At 54.1% G+C, this 16,719-nt stretch carries 13 protein-coding genes and 2 pseudogenes; 1 reads left to right on the top strand and 14 read right to left on the bottom strand.

The features are described 5' to 3' along the window. From infB to rimP, 4 genes and pseudogenes are all read right to left on the bottom strand, one after another. Positions 1-2,820, bottom strand: coding sequence for a translation initiation factor IF-2 (gene infB / locus QFZ34_RS15015; RefSeq protein ID WP_307282379.1), 2,820 nt, complete (start codon positions 2,818-2,820; stop codon positions 1-3). Next, on the bottom strand, positions 2,817-3,470 hold the full coding sequence (locus QFZ34_RS15010) for an RNA-binding protein (RefSeq protein ID WP_115051421.1): 654 nt from the start codon (positions 3,468-3,470) through the stop codon (positions 2,817-2,819). The genes infB and QFZ34_RS15010 overlap by 4 nt, the downstream gene beginning before the upstream one ends. Before the next feature lie 16 nt (positions 3,471-3,486). Then, on the bottom strand, positions 3,487-5,088 hold the full coding sequence (nusA, locus tag QFZ34_RS15005) for a transcription termination factor NusA (RefSeq protein ID WP_115051422.1): 1,602 nt from the start codon (positions 5,086-5,088) through the stop codon (positions 3,487-3,489). 62 nt (positions 5,089-5,150) lie between these two features. Further along, positions 5,151-5,805, bottom strand: a pseudogene (rimP, locus tag QFZ34_RS15000) (ribosome maturation factor RimP). 268 nt (positions 5,806-6,073) lie between these two features. Between rimP and QFZ34_RS14995 the strand changes: the two are divergent. Beyond that, positions 6,074-6,238: a hypothetical protein gene (locus tag QFZ34_RS14995; RefSeq protein WP_307282376.1), complete on the top strand. Its 165-nt coding sequence runs from the start codon at positions 6,074-6,076 to the stop codon at positions 6,236-6,238. Between the two features lie 26 nt (positions 6,239-6,264). On the opposite strand, the gene QFZ34_RS14990 is transcribed toward QFZ34_RS14995, so the two are convergent. The 10 genes and pseudogenes from QFZ34_RS14990 to QFZ34_RS14945 all read right to left on the bottom strand — a co-directional run bounded on the left by QFZ34_RS14990 (position 6,265) and on the right by QFZ34_RS14945 (position 16,714). After that, on the bottom strand, positions 6,265-7,809 hold the full coding sequence (locus QFZ34_RS14990; protein ID WP_307282374.1) for a tripartite tricarboxylate transporter permease: 1,545 nt from the start codon (positions 7,807-7,809) through the stop codon (positions 6,265-6,267). Positions 7,810-7,814: 5 nt separating this feature from the next. Beyond that, entirely contained in the window at positions 7,815-8,306 is a 492-nt protein-coding gene (locus tag QFZ34_RS14985) for a tripartite tricarboxylate transporter TctB family protein (RefSeq protein WP_307282372.1), read from the bottom strand. Next, positions 8,303-9,253: a Bug family tripartite tricarboxylate transporter substrate binding protein gene (locus tag QFZ34_RS14980; protein WP_115051426.1), complete on the bottom strand. Its 951-nt coding sequence runs from the start codon at positions 9,251-9,253 to the stop codon at positions 8,303-8,305. The genes QFZ34_RS14985 and QFZ34_RS14980 overlap by 4 nt, the downstream gene beginning before the upstream one ends. A 206-nt stretch (positions 9,254-9,459) precedes the next feature. Then, the gene (gene trmB, locus QFZ34_RS14975) at positions 9,460-10,158 is read right to left on the bottom strand and encodes a tRNA (guanosine(46)-N7)-methyltransferase TrmB (protein ID WP_307282370.1); all 699 of its coding nucleotides are present in this window, start codon (positions 10,156-10,158) and stop codon (positions 9,460-9,462) included. Between the two features lie 22 nt (positions 10,159-10,180). Next, positions 10,181-11,446, bottom strand: a complete 1,266-nt coding sequence (gene metK, locus QFZ34_RS14970; RefSeq protein ID WP_115051615.1) for a methionine adenosyltransferase — start codon at positions 11,444-11,446, stop codon at positions 10,181-10,183. A gap of 514 nt (positions 11,447-11,960) precedes the next feature. Beyond that, positions 11,961-12,380, bottom strand: coding sequence for a helix-turn-helix domain-containing protein (locus QFZ34_RS14965; RefSeq protein WP_115051428.1), 420 nt, complete (start codon positions 12,378-12,380; stop codon positions 11,961-11,963). A 100-nt stretch (positions 12,381-12,480) separates the two neighbouring features. Beyond that, positions 12,481-14,070 carry an apolipoprotein N-acyltransferase gene (gene lnt / locus QFZ34_RS14960; protein WP_307282366.1) on the bottom strand — a complete coding sequence of 530 codons (1,590 nt, stop codon included), beginning with the start codon at positions 14,068-14,070 and terminating at the stop codon, positions 12,481-12,483. Positions 14,071-14,092: 22 nt separating this feature from the next. Next, positions 14,093-15,175 (bottom strand): hemolysin family protein, encoded by a 1,083-nt coding sequence (locus QFZ34_RS14955; RefSeq protein ID WP_115051430.1) that lies wholly within the window; start codon positions 15,173-15,175, stop codon positions 14,093-14,095. 14 nt (positions 15,176-15,189) lie between these two features. Beyond that, positions 15,190-15,679: pseudogene (gene ybeY / locus QFZ34_RS14950) on the bottom strand (rRNA maturation RNase YbeY). 9 nt (positions 15,680-15,688) lie between these two features. Further along, positions 15,689-16,714 carry a PhoH family protein gene (locus tag QFZ34_RS14945; protein WP_307282363.1) on the bottom strand — a complete coding sequence of 342 codons (1,026 nt, stop codon included), beginning with the start codon at positions 16,712-16,714 and terminating at the stop codon, positions 15,689-15,691. Between the last annotated feature and the right edge of the window lie 5 nt (positions 16,715-16,719).

The following is a 16,719-nucleotide window of genomic DNA, read 5'->3' as shown; positions in this document are numbered from 1 at the left end:
TTAGAGCGTGCGGGTTACATGTTCGACGCGGAAAGCTTCGATTGTATCGCCTGCGCGAATATCCTCGTAGTTTTCAAACGCCATACCGCATTCCTGACCCATCGGCACTTCGGATACTTCATCCTTGAAGCGCTTGAGCGTCTTGAGCTTGCCTTCGTGGATGACAACGTTGTCGCGGATAAGGCGTACGCCTGCACCACGTTCGACCTTGCCTTCCGTGACACGACAACCGGCGACCTTGCCGACCTTCGTGATATTGAAGACTTCCAGAATTTCCGCATTGCCGATGAAGGTTTCGCGGCGTTCTGGAGAAAGAAGACCGGACATTGCTGCTTTCACATCATCGACCAGATCGTAGATGATGTTGTAGTAGCGAATTTCGATGCCTTCGCGTTCAGCCAGATCACGAGCCTGCTTGTTGGCGCGTACGTTGAAGCCGATGATTGCAGCGTTCGATGCTTCTGCAAGCGCGATATCACTTTCGGTGATTCCGCCCGCACCCGAATGGATGATGCGCGCGCGTACTTCTTCAGTACCTAGCTTGTCGAGAGCGCCGGCAATGGCTTCGATTGAGCCCTGTACGTCACCCTTGATGAGCAACGGGAACTCTTTCAAGCCGGTAACTTGCAACTGGCTCATCATCTGCTCAAGCGATCCACGAGAACCGGCTTGCTTGGCCACAGCCTTTTCACGGGCCAGACGTGTGCGATATTCGGAAATCTCGCGTGCCTTGGCTTCGTTTTCAACAACGGCAAAACGATCACCCGCCTGTGGCGGTCCGCCAAGACCGAGAACCTCAACCGGCATGGCCGGTCCGGCATCCTTCATGTTTTCGCCACGGTCATTGATCAGTGCGCGAACACGGCCCCATTCACTACCGGCAACAATGATGTCGCCAGGGTGCAGAGTACCCTTCTGCACGAGAACAGTAGCCACCGAACCGCGACCGCGATCAAGCTTGGCTTCGATAACCACACCTTCCGCCGTACGAATTGGATCGGCCTTGAGATCCAGAACTTCTGCCTGAAGCAAGATTGTTTCAAGAAGCTTGTCCAGGCCAACGCCGGTTTTCGCAGACACCTCAACGTCCAGCGTTTCGCCGCCCATCGATTCTACGAAAACTTCGTGCTGAAGCAATCCGTTACGCACCTTCTGCGGATCGGCAGAAGGCTTGTCGATCTTGTTGATCGCGACAATGATCGGAACGCCTGCCGCCTTGGCATGATTGATTGATTCAATCGTCTGCGGCATCACGCTATCATCAGCCGCAACCACCAGAATGGCGATATCGGTTGCTTGGGCACCGCGTGCGCGCATTGCCGTGAAGGCAGCGTGGCCCGGCGTATCGATGAAGGTGATCTTCTGACCGTTCTGCTCGACTTGGTAAGCACCAATATGCTGGGTAATGCCACCGGCTTCACCGGATACAACGTTCGCCTTGCGGATAGCGTCCAGCAATGACGTCTTGCCGTGATCGACGTGACCCATAATGGTGACAACAGGTGGCCGTGATACGAATGCACCCTGATCATCCTGAACGTTAAAGATGCCCTCTTCAACATCCGATTCGGCAACGCGGCGAACCGTGTGACCGAATTCTTCGGCAATCAGCTGAGCCATATCGGCATCGATCAAATCGCCCGGCTTCATCATCTGGCCTTCTTTCATCAAATATTTGATGACGTCGACCGAACGCTCAGCCATACGCTGGGCAAGTTCCTGAATGGTGATGGTTTCCGGCAGAACGACTTCACGCGCGATCTTTTCGCGTGTTTCCTGCTGCATGCCGCGCTTGAACTTTTCCTGGCGGCGGCGCATGGCGGAAAGCGAACGGCTGCGGCCTTCATCATTGAGCGCAGAGCCCAATGTCAGCTTGCCGCGACGGCGTTCATCTTCACCTTTGACAACCTTAGGGGTGCGAACTTCAGGCTTTGCCGGGGCAGCACTGCTGCCGCGACGCGCGCCTGCCGGACTACCGCGGCGGGTCTCTTCTTCTTCCGCAACGTTGGTCTTGCGAACGGATACTTTCGAGCTAGCCTCTTCAGTAGCAGCAGACTCGGGTTGACGCTTGCGTGATTCTTCTTCAGCGCGCTGCTTGGCCTGAGCTTCCTTGCGCAGACGCTCTTCTTCTTCTGCCTGACGGCGAGCGGATTCTTCACGCTCCTTGGCGCGCAATGCATCTTCTTCTGCGCGGCGGGCAGCTTCGATAGCTGCCTTGGCCCGATCCTCAATATCGCGTGCTTTAGACCCTTCAAGAGCCTTGCGGCGCGCTTCAAGCTCGGCTGCCGATAGCGTATTCAAGACCATGCCTGAACGATCATTCGGCCGCTGACCGGACGAACGGTATGGCTGTCCGGGACGCTGCGGCGATGATGGTTGAGCCCCACCGCGCTGTGCAGGGCGAGCAGGGGTGGCCGGTGCCGTAGCCTTGCTGGATGGAGCGGCAGCGGGTGCCGGCGCAGCCGAGCGAGGTTCTGGCGCAGGTGCAGGAGCAGCAGCAACTGGCTGAGGCGCAGCGGCAGCTGGCTGGGATACAGCCGGCGCAACTGGTGCCGCCGTCACTGGCGCAGCAGGCGCTGGCGCAGCAGGCGCTGTCTGAACAGGTGCTGGCGCTGGAGCCGGAGCAGCAACAGGTGCAACCTCCGGCTTCTGGTCCGGCAGGCTGAACTTGCGCTTCTTCGTTTCAACGACAACAGACTTCGTCCGCCCGTGGCTGAAATTCTGGCGCACCGTGCTTTGTTCGATACCGGGCCGCTTCAGGGTCAGGGTTTTCTTATTGACGCCAAGCGTCTTGTCGTCTGTCGATTTTATATCGCTCATTCCGTTTCCGTTTCCTTCGCAGCAGTTGCCGCTTTAGCGCTGGTCTGCTCGTCCAGACCCACGCGAAAATGCTGTAGCATCCAGACTCGTTTCATGAGTCCGGCAGCTGCCCTCCCTCTGAGTACGGCAGCATGTATCACATTAACCCCACCCAATGCCAAATCCATTTCATCGCTACTGAACAATGAAAGGGCGGGTATATCAGGTCCGTCGGCATAAACTACCGAACGCCGGGCCTGGTCAAGCTTTCGGACGCCGTCTTCCGCTGCTTCAGAAGCATGCAGCACAAGTCCTGCTGTGCCGTTGCGGATGGCGATATCCACTTTTGCGGCCCCTGTTATCACAACACCGGCCTTTCGCGCCAACCCAAAACTTCCCAAAGCCGATTTTACCAGCATCTGGTCGACGATCTGCCCGAAATTATCGGGAACTGTCACCGCTGTTTTCAGTCCACGCGGGAAAAGCTTTCGCTTTACCGCTTCGTCAATATAGCGCCGCTGGGCCTTGACCCAACATCCCCGTCCGGGAAGGTTGTGCTTTAAGTCAGCAACAACCGATCCATCGGGGCCAGCTACAAACCGGATCATGTCATCGACAGAACCTGCTTCACGCGTGACGATGCACGTTCTGTCGTTCATATCCGCTTCCATTTTCAAGCTACTGGGCTCAGCCAGCAACCTCTTCTTCAGCGTCGGCTTCGGTCTCGGTTGCAACGAGATCATCTTCCGTGATCCATCCAGCCTTCAAACGAGCAGCGAGCACCATCTGTTCCGCATCTGCACGGCTTACTTCAAATGCCGACAAAATGCCGGGGAAATTTACAGTTTCCCCGTCCTTGCGCTCACGCCATCCGGTCAGTTCGTCAACAGCATAGCCAGCAAAGTCTTCCACGGTTTTGACACCGTCTTCACCGACGGCAACCAGAATCGCGTTGGTCATGCCTGGCAGATCACGAAGTTCGTCCGAGACACCCAATTCCTTGCGGCGGGCATCACGCTCTTCTTCGATTCGGCCCAGATATTCCTGCGCGCGCTGTTGAATTTCAGTCGCCGTGTCCTCGTCGAAACCATCGATCGAGGAAATATCGTCGCTATCAACATAAGCGATTTCTTCAACGCTGGCAAAACCTTCGGAGGCAAGAACCTGACCGACCATTTCATCAACGTCCAAGGCTTCCATGAACAGGTTGGAGCGTTCGACAAATTCCTTCTGACGGCGCTCGGACTCTTCCTGCTCTGTGAGGATGTCGATATCCCAGCCTGTCAATTGCGAGGCCAAGCGGACATTCTGACCGCGACGACCGATCGCTAGTGATAATTGGTCATCCGGAACCACAACTTCAATACGCTCGGCATCTTCATCGAGAACAACTTTAGAAACTTCCGCCGGCTGCAATGCATTAACGATAAAGGAAGCAGGCTCTGGTGACCAAGGAATAATGTCGATCTTTTCGCCCTGAAGCTCACCGACAACAGCCTGAACGCGCGAACCACGCATACCGACGCAAGCGCCGACTGGATCAATCGAGGAATCACGCGAAATAACAGCAATCTTGGCGCGTGAACCCGGATCACGGGCTACTGATTTGATTTCAATGATGCCGTCATAAATTTCCGGTACTTCCATGGTGAAAAGCTTCGCCATGAATTGCGGGTGCGTGCGGCTCAGGAAAATCTGCGGACCGCGCTGTTCGCGGCGCACATCATAAACATAGGCGCGAACACGGTCCCCATAGCGGAAAGTTTCGCGGGGGATCAATTCGTCACGACGAACAATAGCTTCACCGCGACCGAGATCGACGATCACATTGCCATATTCAACGCGCTTGACGCTACCATTGATGATTTCGCCGACGCGATCCTTGTATTCGTCATACTGGCGGTCGCGCTCTGCTTCGCGCACTTTCTGCACGATAACCTGTTTTGCAGACTGTGCCGCGATGCGACCGAAATCCATCGGAGGCAATTGGTCCGCAAGGAAATCGCCTGGCTGCGCATCGGGGTTACGATCGCGGGCGGCATCCATACCAATCTGCGTGACCGGATCTTCAACGGTTTCGACGACTTCAAGCAGGCGTTGCAACTTGATTTCGCCCGTCTTGGCGTTGATGTCGGCGCGGATATTGGTTTCCTGGCCATAACGCGAGCGCGCAGCTTTCTGAATGGCATCGGCCATAGCCGCAATAACGATCTCGCGGTCAATCGACTTCTCGCGCGCAACCGCGTCGGCGATCTGCAGAAGTTCTAGCCTGTTTGCACTGACTGCCATTTTCTTCTCCTTGGGTTCACCACCACGCTTCCTCTGCGGGCGTATGAAATTCAATCCGGTTGTTAGCTCTGCTCTTCGTCCGAAGCGTTCGCTTCGTCAGTGTCCGAGCTATTATCTTCTGGTATGCGGCCTTCGCGCAGATCCTTGTCGCGGCGCAATGCATCGCGAATGAGATCATCCGTTAAAATAAGACGGGCATCGGCAATCATTTCGAATGGAACCTCGACAGCTGGCTTGTCGCCATAGGTCGCCTGATCGCTTTCGATCGTTATTGATTGATCTGTAACGTTGGCCGATCCGGCCGCGAAACTTTTTCCTGCCATCGAGAACTGCGGAAGTATCGACCTTTACGATATGCCCACTCCAGACCGAAAAATCCGACTTCCGCACGAGCGGACGGTCGATCCCCGGGGAGGACACTTCCAGATGATAATTCCGGTCAATCGGATCTTCAACATCAAGAACCGGAGACAGCGTGCGGCTCACAAGCTCACAATCTTCAACGGTCATGGTGCCATCGTTCCGCTCAGTCATAATCTGTAGCGTAAGTCCATTAAGACCTGAAAGGCGCGCCCGAACAAGCCGGAAACCTATAGACTGAAGTACCGGCTCAATAATTGAAGCAACACGTGCATCAATGCCGGTTTCCGTAATAATACGCTCTTCCAGGCCAGTTGCCGGTATAGCTTGCTCTTCTGTATTGGTGCCGTCTGTCACGCAAATTTTCCTTGTTTTGGCCCCAAGAAACAAAAAAGAGCGGGACCTGTGTGGACCCACCCCTGTTCTAACGACCAAGAATATACGATCTATATACCGAAACGGGCGGAGACTTTCAAGCGCCGTGACAAATTTCTGCGAACCCAGACCTCCTGTGGTCTGTATAGGTCAATTCGCATAGCTGCCTTGCATAAGAAGCTCTTACTAAACTTGCCTCCCATCCCTATCTTTGTTGCATCGCAATATAAACGCGAAAAGGATGAATAAAATGAGCAAGAATTCCGCAAGTTCCAAGATCAGCCGCATGCTGAACGTATTCGGCAGCGCCGTCGCAGTTGCATCAGCCACACGCACTGGCCACCAGCCAATTGCTTCGGATCTGCGCACGCTGGGCATTGATCCGGTTCAGTTCAGCTCCATCCACCGGAACTAATCGGTCCGGTGGACGGTGAATGAAGCTTAGTCTTCGTTCGCTGCAAGCGAGGCCAGAACTTTACCTTGGCCTCGGGCACGCATGATGAGCGGTATAACCACCGCACAGACAGCCAGAACCAGCAAGGTTACCGCGATTGGTGACCCGACCAATACAGCGAAGTCGCCCTGACTGATCTGGATGGCGCGACGTAGTTGCGTTTCAGCCATCGGGCCAAGGATAAGGCCGACAACAACCGGCGCAATCGGATAACCGAATTGCCGCATGAAGTAGCCAAACAATCCAAAAAGTATCAGCATTGCCAATTCGAACGAGAAGGCGAGCCATCCAAGTTGAAAGACTGCGGAATTTGCTCCTATCGTGCCTAACGTCGCGAAAACAAGAATGCCCGCATAAAGCCATGGCTTGGGAATAGACAGCAAGCGCACCCAAAGGCCGATAAGTGGCAGATTCAGTACCAGCAGCATAAGGTTGGCTACCAGAAGGCTGGCAATCAAGCCCCACACCAATTGCGGGCTTGTTACAAACAGCAATGGCCCGGGCTGAAGTCCGAATTGCTGGAAACCCGCAAGCATGATCGCTGCAGTTGCAGTTGTCGGCAAACCAAGCGTCAGCAGTGGAACCAATGTACCAGCGGCAGAGGCATTATTGGCCGCTTCCGGTCCTGCCACACCCTCAATCGCGCCATGACCAAACTCTTCCGGCTTTTTCGCAAGTTGCTTTTCCACGGAGTAGGAAAGGAACGTACCGATTTCAGCACCGCCGGCAGGCATTGCCCCGATAGGAAAGCCGATAAATGTTCCGCGCAGCCATGGCTTCCACGAACGTGACCAATCTTCCTTGGTCATCCAGATCGAACCTTTAACCGCTTCGATTTTTTCGTCCATTGAAGAGCGTGAGGCCGCAACGGCAAGTGTTTCGCCAATCGCAAAAAGAGCGACTGCCAAGGTGGTGACTTCAATCCCGTCAAGCAAATCGGGAATGCCGAAGGCAAGCCTTGCTTGTCCTGTCAATTGGTCCTGCCCCACCAGACCCAGTGCCAGTCCGATGAACAGCGCTGTCAGGCCGCGTAAAGTAGAATCACCAAAGGCCGCGGAAACCGTCATGAACGCCAGAACCATGAGAGCAAAATACTCCGCAGGTCCAAACGACAAGGCGAACTTCACTATCCAGGGCGCGACAAGCGCCAGACCGATGGTCGCAATCAAACCTGCTACAAAGGAACCAATTGCTGCCGTGGCAAGAGCCGGTCCGCCGCGTCCCGCGCGGGCCATCTTGTTGCCTTCAAGCGCCGTGACGATCGAAGAGCTTTCGCCCGGTGTGTTCAGCAGGATGGATGTCGTCGACCCGCCATACATGCCCCCGTAGTAAATACCGGCAAACATGATGAGTGACCCGGCAGGGTCCAGTTTGTAAGTGACGGGTAGCAAAAGCGCCACCGTCAAAGCCGGGCCGATGCCCGGAAGCACGCCAACAGCGGTGCCCAATGTCACGCCGATCAGGGCGTAGAGAAGGTTCATCGGGTCCATCGCAACGGCGAAGCCCTGGAACAGCAATCCAAACGTGTCCATTGACCTTAACTCCCAAAAAAGAAGTGTTCTGGCGGCCCTGCCGGCAGAGACAATTGAAGCCCCTTGGCAAAGAGTACCCAGACAACAAAGGAAAGGACGATGCCCGCAGGTATCGTTATCCAAAGCTTCGTTTTGCCGAAGCCTCGCGCTGTCGCGGCAAACAACAGGCCCGTGGCAATTGAAAAGCCGACAACGTTAAGAAGGAGCATTTGAGCGGCGAGTCCACCGACAATCCACAGGACCGGGCCCGGCGCCTGTGCCTCTCGCTCAGGAAATTCTCCACGGAAGGCTTCGAACACAGTCCAGATAGCCAAAATAAATAAAACAATACTGATGGCGTATGGGAAAACAGCGGGGCCAATCCGCGTGACGCTGCCGCCATGAGTGGTGGCCGTGCTGTATCCGATTATGATGGCCAGAACCGCCAGAAAGGCGGCAATGCCCAACGCCGCCCGATCAGGGCGGCGCGTTTTTGAGGTTGATGACTGCTGCGTCATTTTACCAAGCCGATATCTTTCAGGATAGCGGACGTTGCTTCCGTATCCTTGGCCAGCTGTGCCTTGAATGCATCGCCTGCAAGATATGTGTCAGCCCAACCTTTGGCCTTCAACTGTTCCTGCCAGCCCTTGGACTTAACCAATTTTTCGATGTCGGCGCCAATAGCCGCTTCCTGCTCCTTAGTGATGCCGGGAGCCGCGGCGACCATGCGCCAATTCTGGATGGAAACGTCGAGGCCACCTTCCTTGAAGGTTGGCGCATCAATGCCCTCAACCTTGGTCTCACTGGAAATACCGATAATACGGAGAGTACCTGACTTGATCTGCGATTCGAACTCACCGTAACCCGAGATACCAACCGTCACCTGATTACCGAGAATGGCTGCAAGTGCTTCGCCGCCGCCAGAAAAGGCAATGTAGTTTACTTTGGTTGGATCGACACCCGCTGCCTTGGCCAAAAGACCTGCAGTGATATGATCTGTACCGCCAGCCGAACCGCCACCCCAGGATACTGCGCCGGGATCAGCCTTAAGCTTCTCGACCAGATCGGCTATCGACTTGATTGGAGAAGCAGCCGGCACGACCAATGCCTCGTATTCGCCAGTAAGGCGCGCAATTGGCGTTACCTGCTCCAAAGTAACTGGCGATGCATTGGTGAGAATTGCACCAACCATCACGTAACCGCCCACGATGAGCTGCGACGGATCGCCTTTGGCGGAGTTTGCAAATTGTGCGAGACCAATCGTACCGCCCGCGCCGGTCACGTTGACGACCTGCACATTGCCCGAGATTTTCTCTTCCTGAAGCACTGTCTGGAGAGTGCGGGCGGTTTGATCCCAACCGCCGCCGGGTGCGGCTGGCGCCATTATTTTATAATCTGCGGCAAAGGCATTTCCGGAAATAGCCATTGCACCGGCAGCTACAAAAGCGAGCAACATCTTACGCATTGTGTGAAGTCCTCCCAAAACGGCCCTCGGCCATCGATTTTTTCAGTTTTTCGAAGATTGGAAAGTTGTCGCCATAGGATTGCGCAGGCATTGTTGCCACGATTAACGCGCATATCTATGGACAGCCTCCCAGCGGTCTCCTCGTCTTTAGAATGATACTAGAAAACTGTCAGGAAGCTGTCACGCGAAATAGCGTGCAAAGAGGCTTAGCGTCGTAGAAATGTCAGATAAGCGCCGACCCTGCCTTCGCGATGAGCTTTCTGCTCATAGCGGGTGCCCGGCCATGCTTCGTAAGGTGTATGCCAATCAGCGGCTGTTTCAGCAAGCCAATCGAACTCACTATGTTCATGACAGTGCTGCAATGTCCAATTTACATAGGTATCTATGTCGGATGCAAAGCGAAAGCGTCCGCCCGATTTCAACACACGAGCAAAGCGACCGAGATTTTTCTGGCTGATAAAACGGCGCTTCCAATGCTTCTTCTTGGGCCAGGGATCAGGATAGAAAAGATCTATTCCATCAAGCGATGCTTCCGGCAGCCAATCGAGCACTTGCGTTGCGTCGTCGTCGTGAAGCCTGATATTGGCGAGCGGATTGTCGTGAAGATCAACAACCAGCTTCGCCATGCTGTTGACGAATGGCTCAACGCCGATAAAGCCCGCTTCAGGGTGACGCGCGGCTTCATGCACAAGATGCTCGCCGCCCCCGAAGCCAATCTCCATACGCACCACGTCAACCTCGGCAGCAAAAAGACTGCGGAGGTCGACGGGTGCTGGGGAAGTAAGATCGAGCTTTAATTCAGGCAGGAGTTCATCCCTGATGGAACGCTGCAAAGGGCGCAGCGCCTTGCCGCTTCTCCTGCCGAAGAATGCTTCTGTTGAACGCTCGCGTCTGGGCTCGGTCATACCATTTATCCACATTGGCCGCTTAGGCGGCCAATGCTGTCTTCAATTGCTTGGCAAGATCTGTCTTTTCCCATGAGAAAGACCCATCGCGGCCGGGTTTCCGTCCGAAATGGCCATAGGCCGAAGTCTTGGCATAGATTGGCTTGTTAAGGTCAAGATGCTTACGAATGCCGGAGGGCGACAGGTCCATAACCTTGCGCAGGGCTTCCTCGACCGCATCTTCCTTTACTTTGCCCGTGCCATGCAGATCAACATAGACCGAAAGCGGCTGGGCAACGCCAATTGCATAGGAAAGCTGGATCGTGCAGCGATCAGCAAAACCCGCGGCTACAACGTTCTTTGCAAGATAACGTGCTGCATATGCCGCAGAACGGTCAACCTTGGTTGTGTCCTTGCCCGAGAAAGCGCCGCCGCCATGAGGAGCAGCACCGCCATAGGTATCGACAATGATTTTGCGGCCAGTGAGGCCAGCATCGCCGTCTGGACCACCAATGACGAACTTGCCCGTAGGATTGATGTACCAGACGCAATCGTCAGCAATCTTCAGATCACCCATGGCTTCGCGAATATAGGGTTCAACGACGCTGCGGACCTTTTTTGAGTCCCAGCTTGCATCCAGATGCTGCGTTGAAAGCACGATTTGGGTTGCTTCTGCCGCCACACCGTCCACATAGCGGACAGTAACCTGGCTCTTGGCATCAGGTCCAAGCTTGCCAGCATCGCCTTCGCCCTTGTGACGGGCTGCTGCCAGCAATTCCAGAATCTTATGGGAATAATAAATTGGAGCAGGCATGAGATCAGGTGTTTCGCGGCATGCGTAGCCGAACATGATGCCCTGGTCGCCAGCGCCTTCTTCACCTTGGCGATCGGCTGCATTATCGACGCCTTGGGCAATATCTGCCGATTGGGGATGCAGCAGAACTTCAATCTTCGCCGTCTTCCAGTTGAAGCCTTCCTGTTCATAACCAATGTCGCGAATGGCGCGACGGGCGGCAGCACGGAATCTGGAAGGATTGATAACCGGATGGCCTTTGGCATCCTTGACGACAGCGCCGTTTTTATCTTTCTTCAGCAATGTATCCGGAACCCGGACTTCGCCAGCTATTACGACCCGGTTCGTTGTCGCCAGAGTTTCGCAGGCAATACGAACAGTCCAGGGATCAACTCCTGTTTTCTTCGCTTCTTTGTAGATCATGTCAACGATTTCATCGGAAATACGGTCACAGACTTTGTCTGGGTGACCTTCCGAAACGGACTCACTGGTAAAAAGATAAGAACTGCGCGTCACGGGGAACCCCTCTTGAAAGCAAACGAACGCCAGCAGGCATATGCCGACTGGCTGCATAGTGTTTGCCAAGCTGCGGCGGTTCCGTCAATTGCTTTCACTTTTAAAAGGATCGCGCCAAGAGGATTTTTTTCCCGTTTCACACCATAAACAGATGAAAAGTTATGGTTGGAGCCTTTCTTGCTTAAGGAGAATCCTTCTACTGAAGGGAATCTTGGGGCAAAATCGAAGGGTTTAGCGAGGTTGATCTCGCCCCATTATGCGTAGGTGCACCGGAAGGATTTGGCCCAATTGCACGCGCCACGGATCGAACTGCATTTGTTACGAATCCAGTCAGCGCGACCGGCGGATTTGAAAGCTGGTTGGTTTGCTTTTGCAAACCAACCAGCTTGGGGTTTCAGCGCGCGTCCAGCCGCTTTGTCACGCAACTTCGGAGAGACGTCGCCCTCGCCACTTTCGGTGTCCCTTGTCACGCCTTTGGCGGAACAGAATTGCTTTTCTTTAAGCAGAAAGGCCTCTAGACCGCATCATCCTCTTGGCCAAGCGTGCGTACGAGGTCGAGCACTTTACGCCGGATTTTCGCGTCGCCAATTTTTGCAAAGGCGCGCGCCAACTGGATACCCTCTGAACTGTTCAGGAAACCAACGACATAGGTTGTCTCGTTTTCTTCCTCAAAACCACGAGGTTTGTCTGACTGACCGGGCATGTCGTCAAAAAAGAATGTAACCGGCACGTTGAGGATATTGGCTATTGCCTGAAGGCGACTGGCACCCACACGGTTCATGCCTTTTTCATATTTTTGAATCTGCTGAAACGTTATTCCTAGGCTCTCACCGAGTTTTTCCTGGCTCAAGCCTATCATATTGCGTCGCAATCTAATTCTTGCGCCAACATGGATATCAACGGGGTTCGGACTCTTTTTACTATTATCAGACATGAAAATCTCATTCATATGAAATGGAATTGAAAATGAATTTTACCATCAATGTATCAACGTACCAAATATCACTTTATTCGACAGGGCTGTATCGGAAATGTCAACCAACACGCCTTCTACCGCGCAAAAAATACCCCAACGCCACAATTAGAACCATTATTAATACAACCAGAAATTGAACCGTATGAACCCCCTCTCCCCAAGGTAGTTCTACGCGTCCTGGAAGTTGAGCATCAATCACACCGACCCCATTGAGTGCAAGCGCATCAATGATTCGTCCATAGGGGTCAACGACTCCTGAAAGACCGTTATTGGCGGCCCGCACCATCGGCAGCCCCTGTTCCACTGCGCGCAATTGCGCCTGTCTGAAATGCTGGTAAGGACCAGGAGTATCGCCATACCATGCATCGTTGGTGACGTTGACAATGGCATTGGCGGCTGCGCCTTGGTAGAACATCTCACCCGGAAAGATGGCCTCATAACATATGAGCGGCAGTACTGAGAAACCGCTGATAACCTCAAGCGAGCGGCGCACCGAAGCTGCGCTGAACCCTCCCGGCAGTTCCACCACTTCGCTAATGCCGATCTTTCGGAGAATGCTCTCAAGCGGCACATATTCCCCGAAGGGCACGAGATGAACTTTATCGGCCGCTCCGGTAATTTCTCCCGAGCTGTCGATGGTATAGATGGTGTTGTAGTAGAGAGGTTCCTCCGCCCCGCCAGGCTCTTCCATTCTGATGGCACCAGCCAAAAGAGTCTGCCCGTCAGCCAAATTATCGGCGATAGCTTGCAGTGCTTCTGGAGTTTTCGTCAGAATATAGGGAACTGCTGTTTCCGGCCAAACTATAATCTGCGGCTTAACTTTCCCCTCTGCTGGCTCTTCAGCGGTCATGGCAAGGTACTTGTCAAATATACCGCGCCGCGCCTCTGCGTCCCATTTGAGATCCTGCGAAATGGAGGGCTGCACGATACGAATATGCGGGCCGTCGAGTTTGATATCCGCTGTGGAGAGCCGGAAAACGCCGAAGCCGACATGAGCGATGATCAGGATGAGTGCAACGGCAAGTCCAGCTATCCGGCCTTGCTTGGCATTATAAACCGCAGGCATGGCAAATACGATTACCGCCAGAATATTCATTGCGAGCAAGCCCACAATAATAGACGATTGCATCAGAACCGGTATTGGCATTGCGGCATAGCCGATGGCGTTCCAGGGAAAACCGGTTAGCACAAAGGAACGCAACCATTCGGCGAGGCCGAAACCAAGGCCGAGCGCAAATATGCGCCCGATCCCGTCGCTCCATATGAGACGCGCAATTACTGCTGCAAAAGCATAGAAAAATGCGAGAAATGCAGGAAGGCCAAAAATTGCCAAGGGAATTGCCCAGGCAAAATTTGCAGCATCGACCAGCAAAGCATTGCCGATCCACCACAGCCCGAAAACAAAATAGCCAAAGCCGAACCACCAGCCGACTATTGCGGCGGGAACCAGCCGACGGATCGGGCCGCTTCCGGCATTATCCACTGCGCCATCAAGCAGCCAGACCAAAACAGGAAAAGCAACAAATGCTACGGCAAAAAAGTCGTAGGGCGGCAAGGCAAAGCTCGCCAGAGCGCCCATAAGAAATGCCAGCCCCCAACGCCGCCAACCCGACAGAAGCACGATCCTATCGATTAGACCCCGGATCATGCCTTGACCAATTTACACAAGATCATTCGTCATCCGCTGATGGCTCGACAACACCTTGGCGCTGGCTACGCGGCCTGCGTTCTGCGTGACGCAGGGGAACAATTCTAACCTTACGTATGCGGCGTGGATCGGCTTCCAAAACGTGAAACTCATATCCGGGAACGGCCTGGACCATTTCGCCACGCACGGGAATGCGTCCGAGAATCGAGAAGATCAGGCCACCGACCGTATCAACATCCTCACCATGTTCGCCGACGACGAAGCCTGAACCGATCTTTTCAGACACTTCGTCAAGATCCGCCCGGGCATCCGTAATGAATACACCCTCCGGATCCTCGACGATCATCACTTCATCATCGTCATGTTCGTCTTCAATATCACCGACAACCATTTCCACGATATCTTCCAGCGAAACCAGACCATCAGTGCCGCCATACTCGTCAATCACGAGCGCTATCTGGATACGCTGCGCCTGCATGCGCCCCATCAAATCACTGGCAAGCATGGAAGGGGGCACGAACAGGATCGTGCGCATCAAGCTCAAATCTGAAATCGTTTTGGTGAGATCAACATTGGAGAGATCAAATTTTGCCGCAACCGGGGACTTGGGCGCGCGCGCCGTTTTTCGTGGCGTTTTAACCCGGGACGTCTTGGTAATGTGATTAACCACGTCGCGGATATGAACCATGCCGCGCGGGTCATCCAGCGTTTCGGCAAAGACTGGCATACGCGAATGACCGGACTTCTCGAATATTTCCAGGAGATCGCCAAGGCTCGTGCTGATTTCGACCGCTTCAATATCAGCGCGCGGAATCATCACATCTTCGACCCGCAGCTCCCGCAGGCGCAAAATGTTATGAAGCATTGCGCGCTCTTCAGGAGAAAAGGCCGTGTCACCATGATGATCCTCGGCAAGCGCAGCATCAAGATCGTCCCTTAAGGACGTTCCGGGGCGTGCGCGCAAGAATGGAAAGATCGTGGAAAGGAGCGAGCGCTTTTCTAAAACAGGCGCTCTGGTGATACTTTGCCCTTCGGCATCACTTTCCTGCCCATTCATGCCTTTGGCTGGCGCGGCAGGATCGTTTTGGTGCGACGTGTCAGACATGGTCCTCAATCAAATTAATCGTCTATGACCGATAGCGCATATGGATCAGGAATTGCAAGCCGCGCAAGAATTTTGCGCTCAAGCTGCTCCATCGCTTCGGCTTCATCATCTGTTTCGTGGTCATATCCGAGGAGATGCAAAACCCCATGAACGATCAGATGCGTGAGGTGATGGTCGAAGGATTTTTCTTCATCTTCCGCTTCCCGCCACAACGGTTTCGCGGGCAATAACGATATCGCCAAGCATCGGTCCGGGCGCTTGACCCGGTTTGATCGGAAAGGCCGGAAAGGACAAGACATTGGTAGGTTTGTCCTTGTCGCGCCAATCGTTATTAAGTTCCTTGATCGCCGCATCATCGGTGAAAACCAGACTTAGCTCGCTGTCGGGCTGGTTTCCGCTAGCCAGTTCGTCCCAAACTGCAGCAATAGCAATTGATGCAAGGTCCGACAGCGCCGCCTCCTCTGGCCAGCCATCGGTTTCAACCAATATGTCAATGTCGATCAAGATACTCCGTCAAGCTTTAGGCTTGGCGCCTTCCTTATCGTAAGCACGAACAATCGCCGCAACCAGCGGATGACGAACCACATCGACATCCGTAAACTTTACGGTGACGATACCCTGAACATCGTTCAAAATATTGAGCGCTTCCACCAATCCGGACTTCTGGCCTGGCGGTAGATCAATCTGGCTCGGATCGCCAGTAATAATCATACGTCCGTTTTCGCCAAGGCGGGTCAGGAACATCTTCATCTGCATTGCAGTCGTATTTTGCGCCTCATCCAGAATAATTGCAGAATGAGCCAGTGTACGCCCGCGCATGAAGGCGAGCGGTGCGATTTCGATAACGCCTGCGGCGATGGCACGCTCAACCTTATCAGCAGGCATCATGTCGTAAAGCGCGTCATAGAGAGGGCGCAGATAAGGGTCGACCTTCTCTTTCATGTCGCCGGGAAGAAAACCAAGCCGCTCACCAGCTTCGACGGCTGGGCGGGAAAGGATGATGCGGTCCACCAGACCACGCTCCAGCAGCATCGCCGCATGGGCGACCGCCAGATAGGTCTTACCCGTACCCGCTGGCCCTACGCCGAACACCATTTCCGACCGGTCAAGCGCGCGCATATAAGCATCTTGCGTCGGCGTGCGAGCGAAGATCGTCTTCTTGCGGGTCGATATCTGGGCTACAGCCATCTTGCTCTTGTTTTCCATTGTGGGAAGCGTCAATTGATCGTCGGCAGCGATAGCCATTCGCAAAGCACCATCAACATCCGATGCGGATATATCATGGCCTTTTTGCAAATGTTCGTAGAGTTGATCCAGAGCGCGCCGAGCCTGCTCCGTTGCTCCTGGCTCGCCACGAATAGCGAGCTGATTGCCTTTGGAACGGACGTCAACGCCCAGCTTCTTTTCGATACGAGCAAGATTCTCGTCAAACTGGCCGAATAGCGCACTCGCCAGCCGATTGTTATCAAATGTCAGTACGATATGCGCCAGGTCCGAGGCTCCGGAAGGAGCGGGTTTCAGTTTTTCGGTGGCGTTCAAACGGC

Source organism: Phyllobacterium ifriqiyense (genome assembly GCF_030817885.1).
Taxonomy (GTDB): domain Bacteria; phylum Pseudomonadota; class Alphaproteobacteria; order Rhizobiales; family Rhizobiaceae; genus Phyllobacterium; species Phyllobacterium ifriqiyense.
Note: the sequence above shows the minus strand (reverse complement) of the source record. Positions and strands in the feature narration are given on the sequence as shown.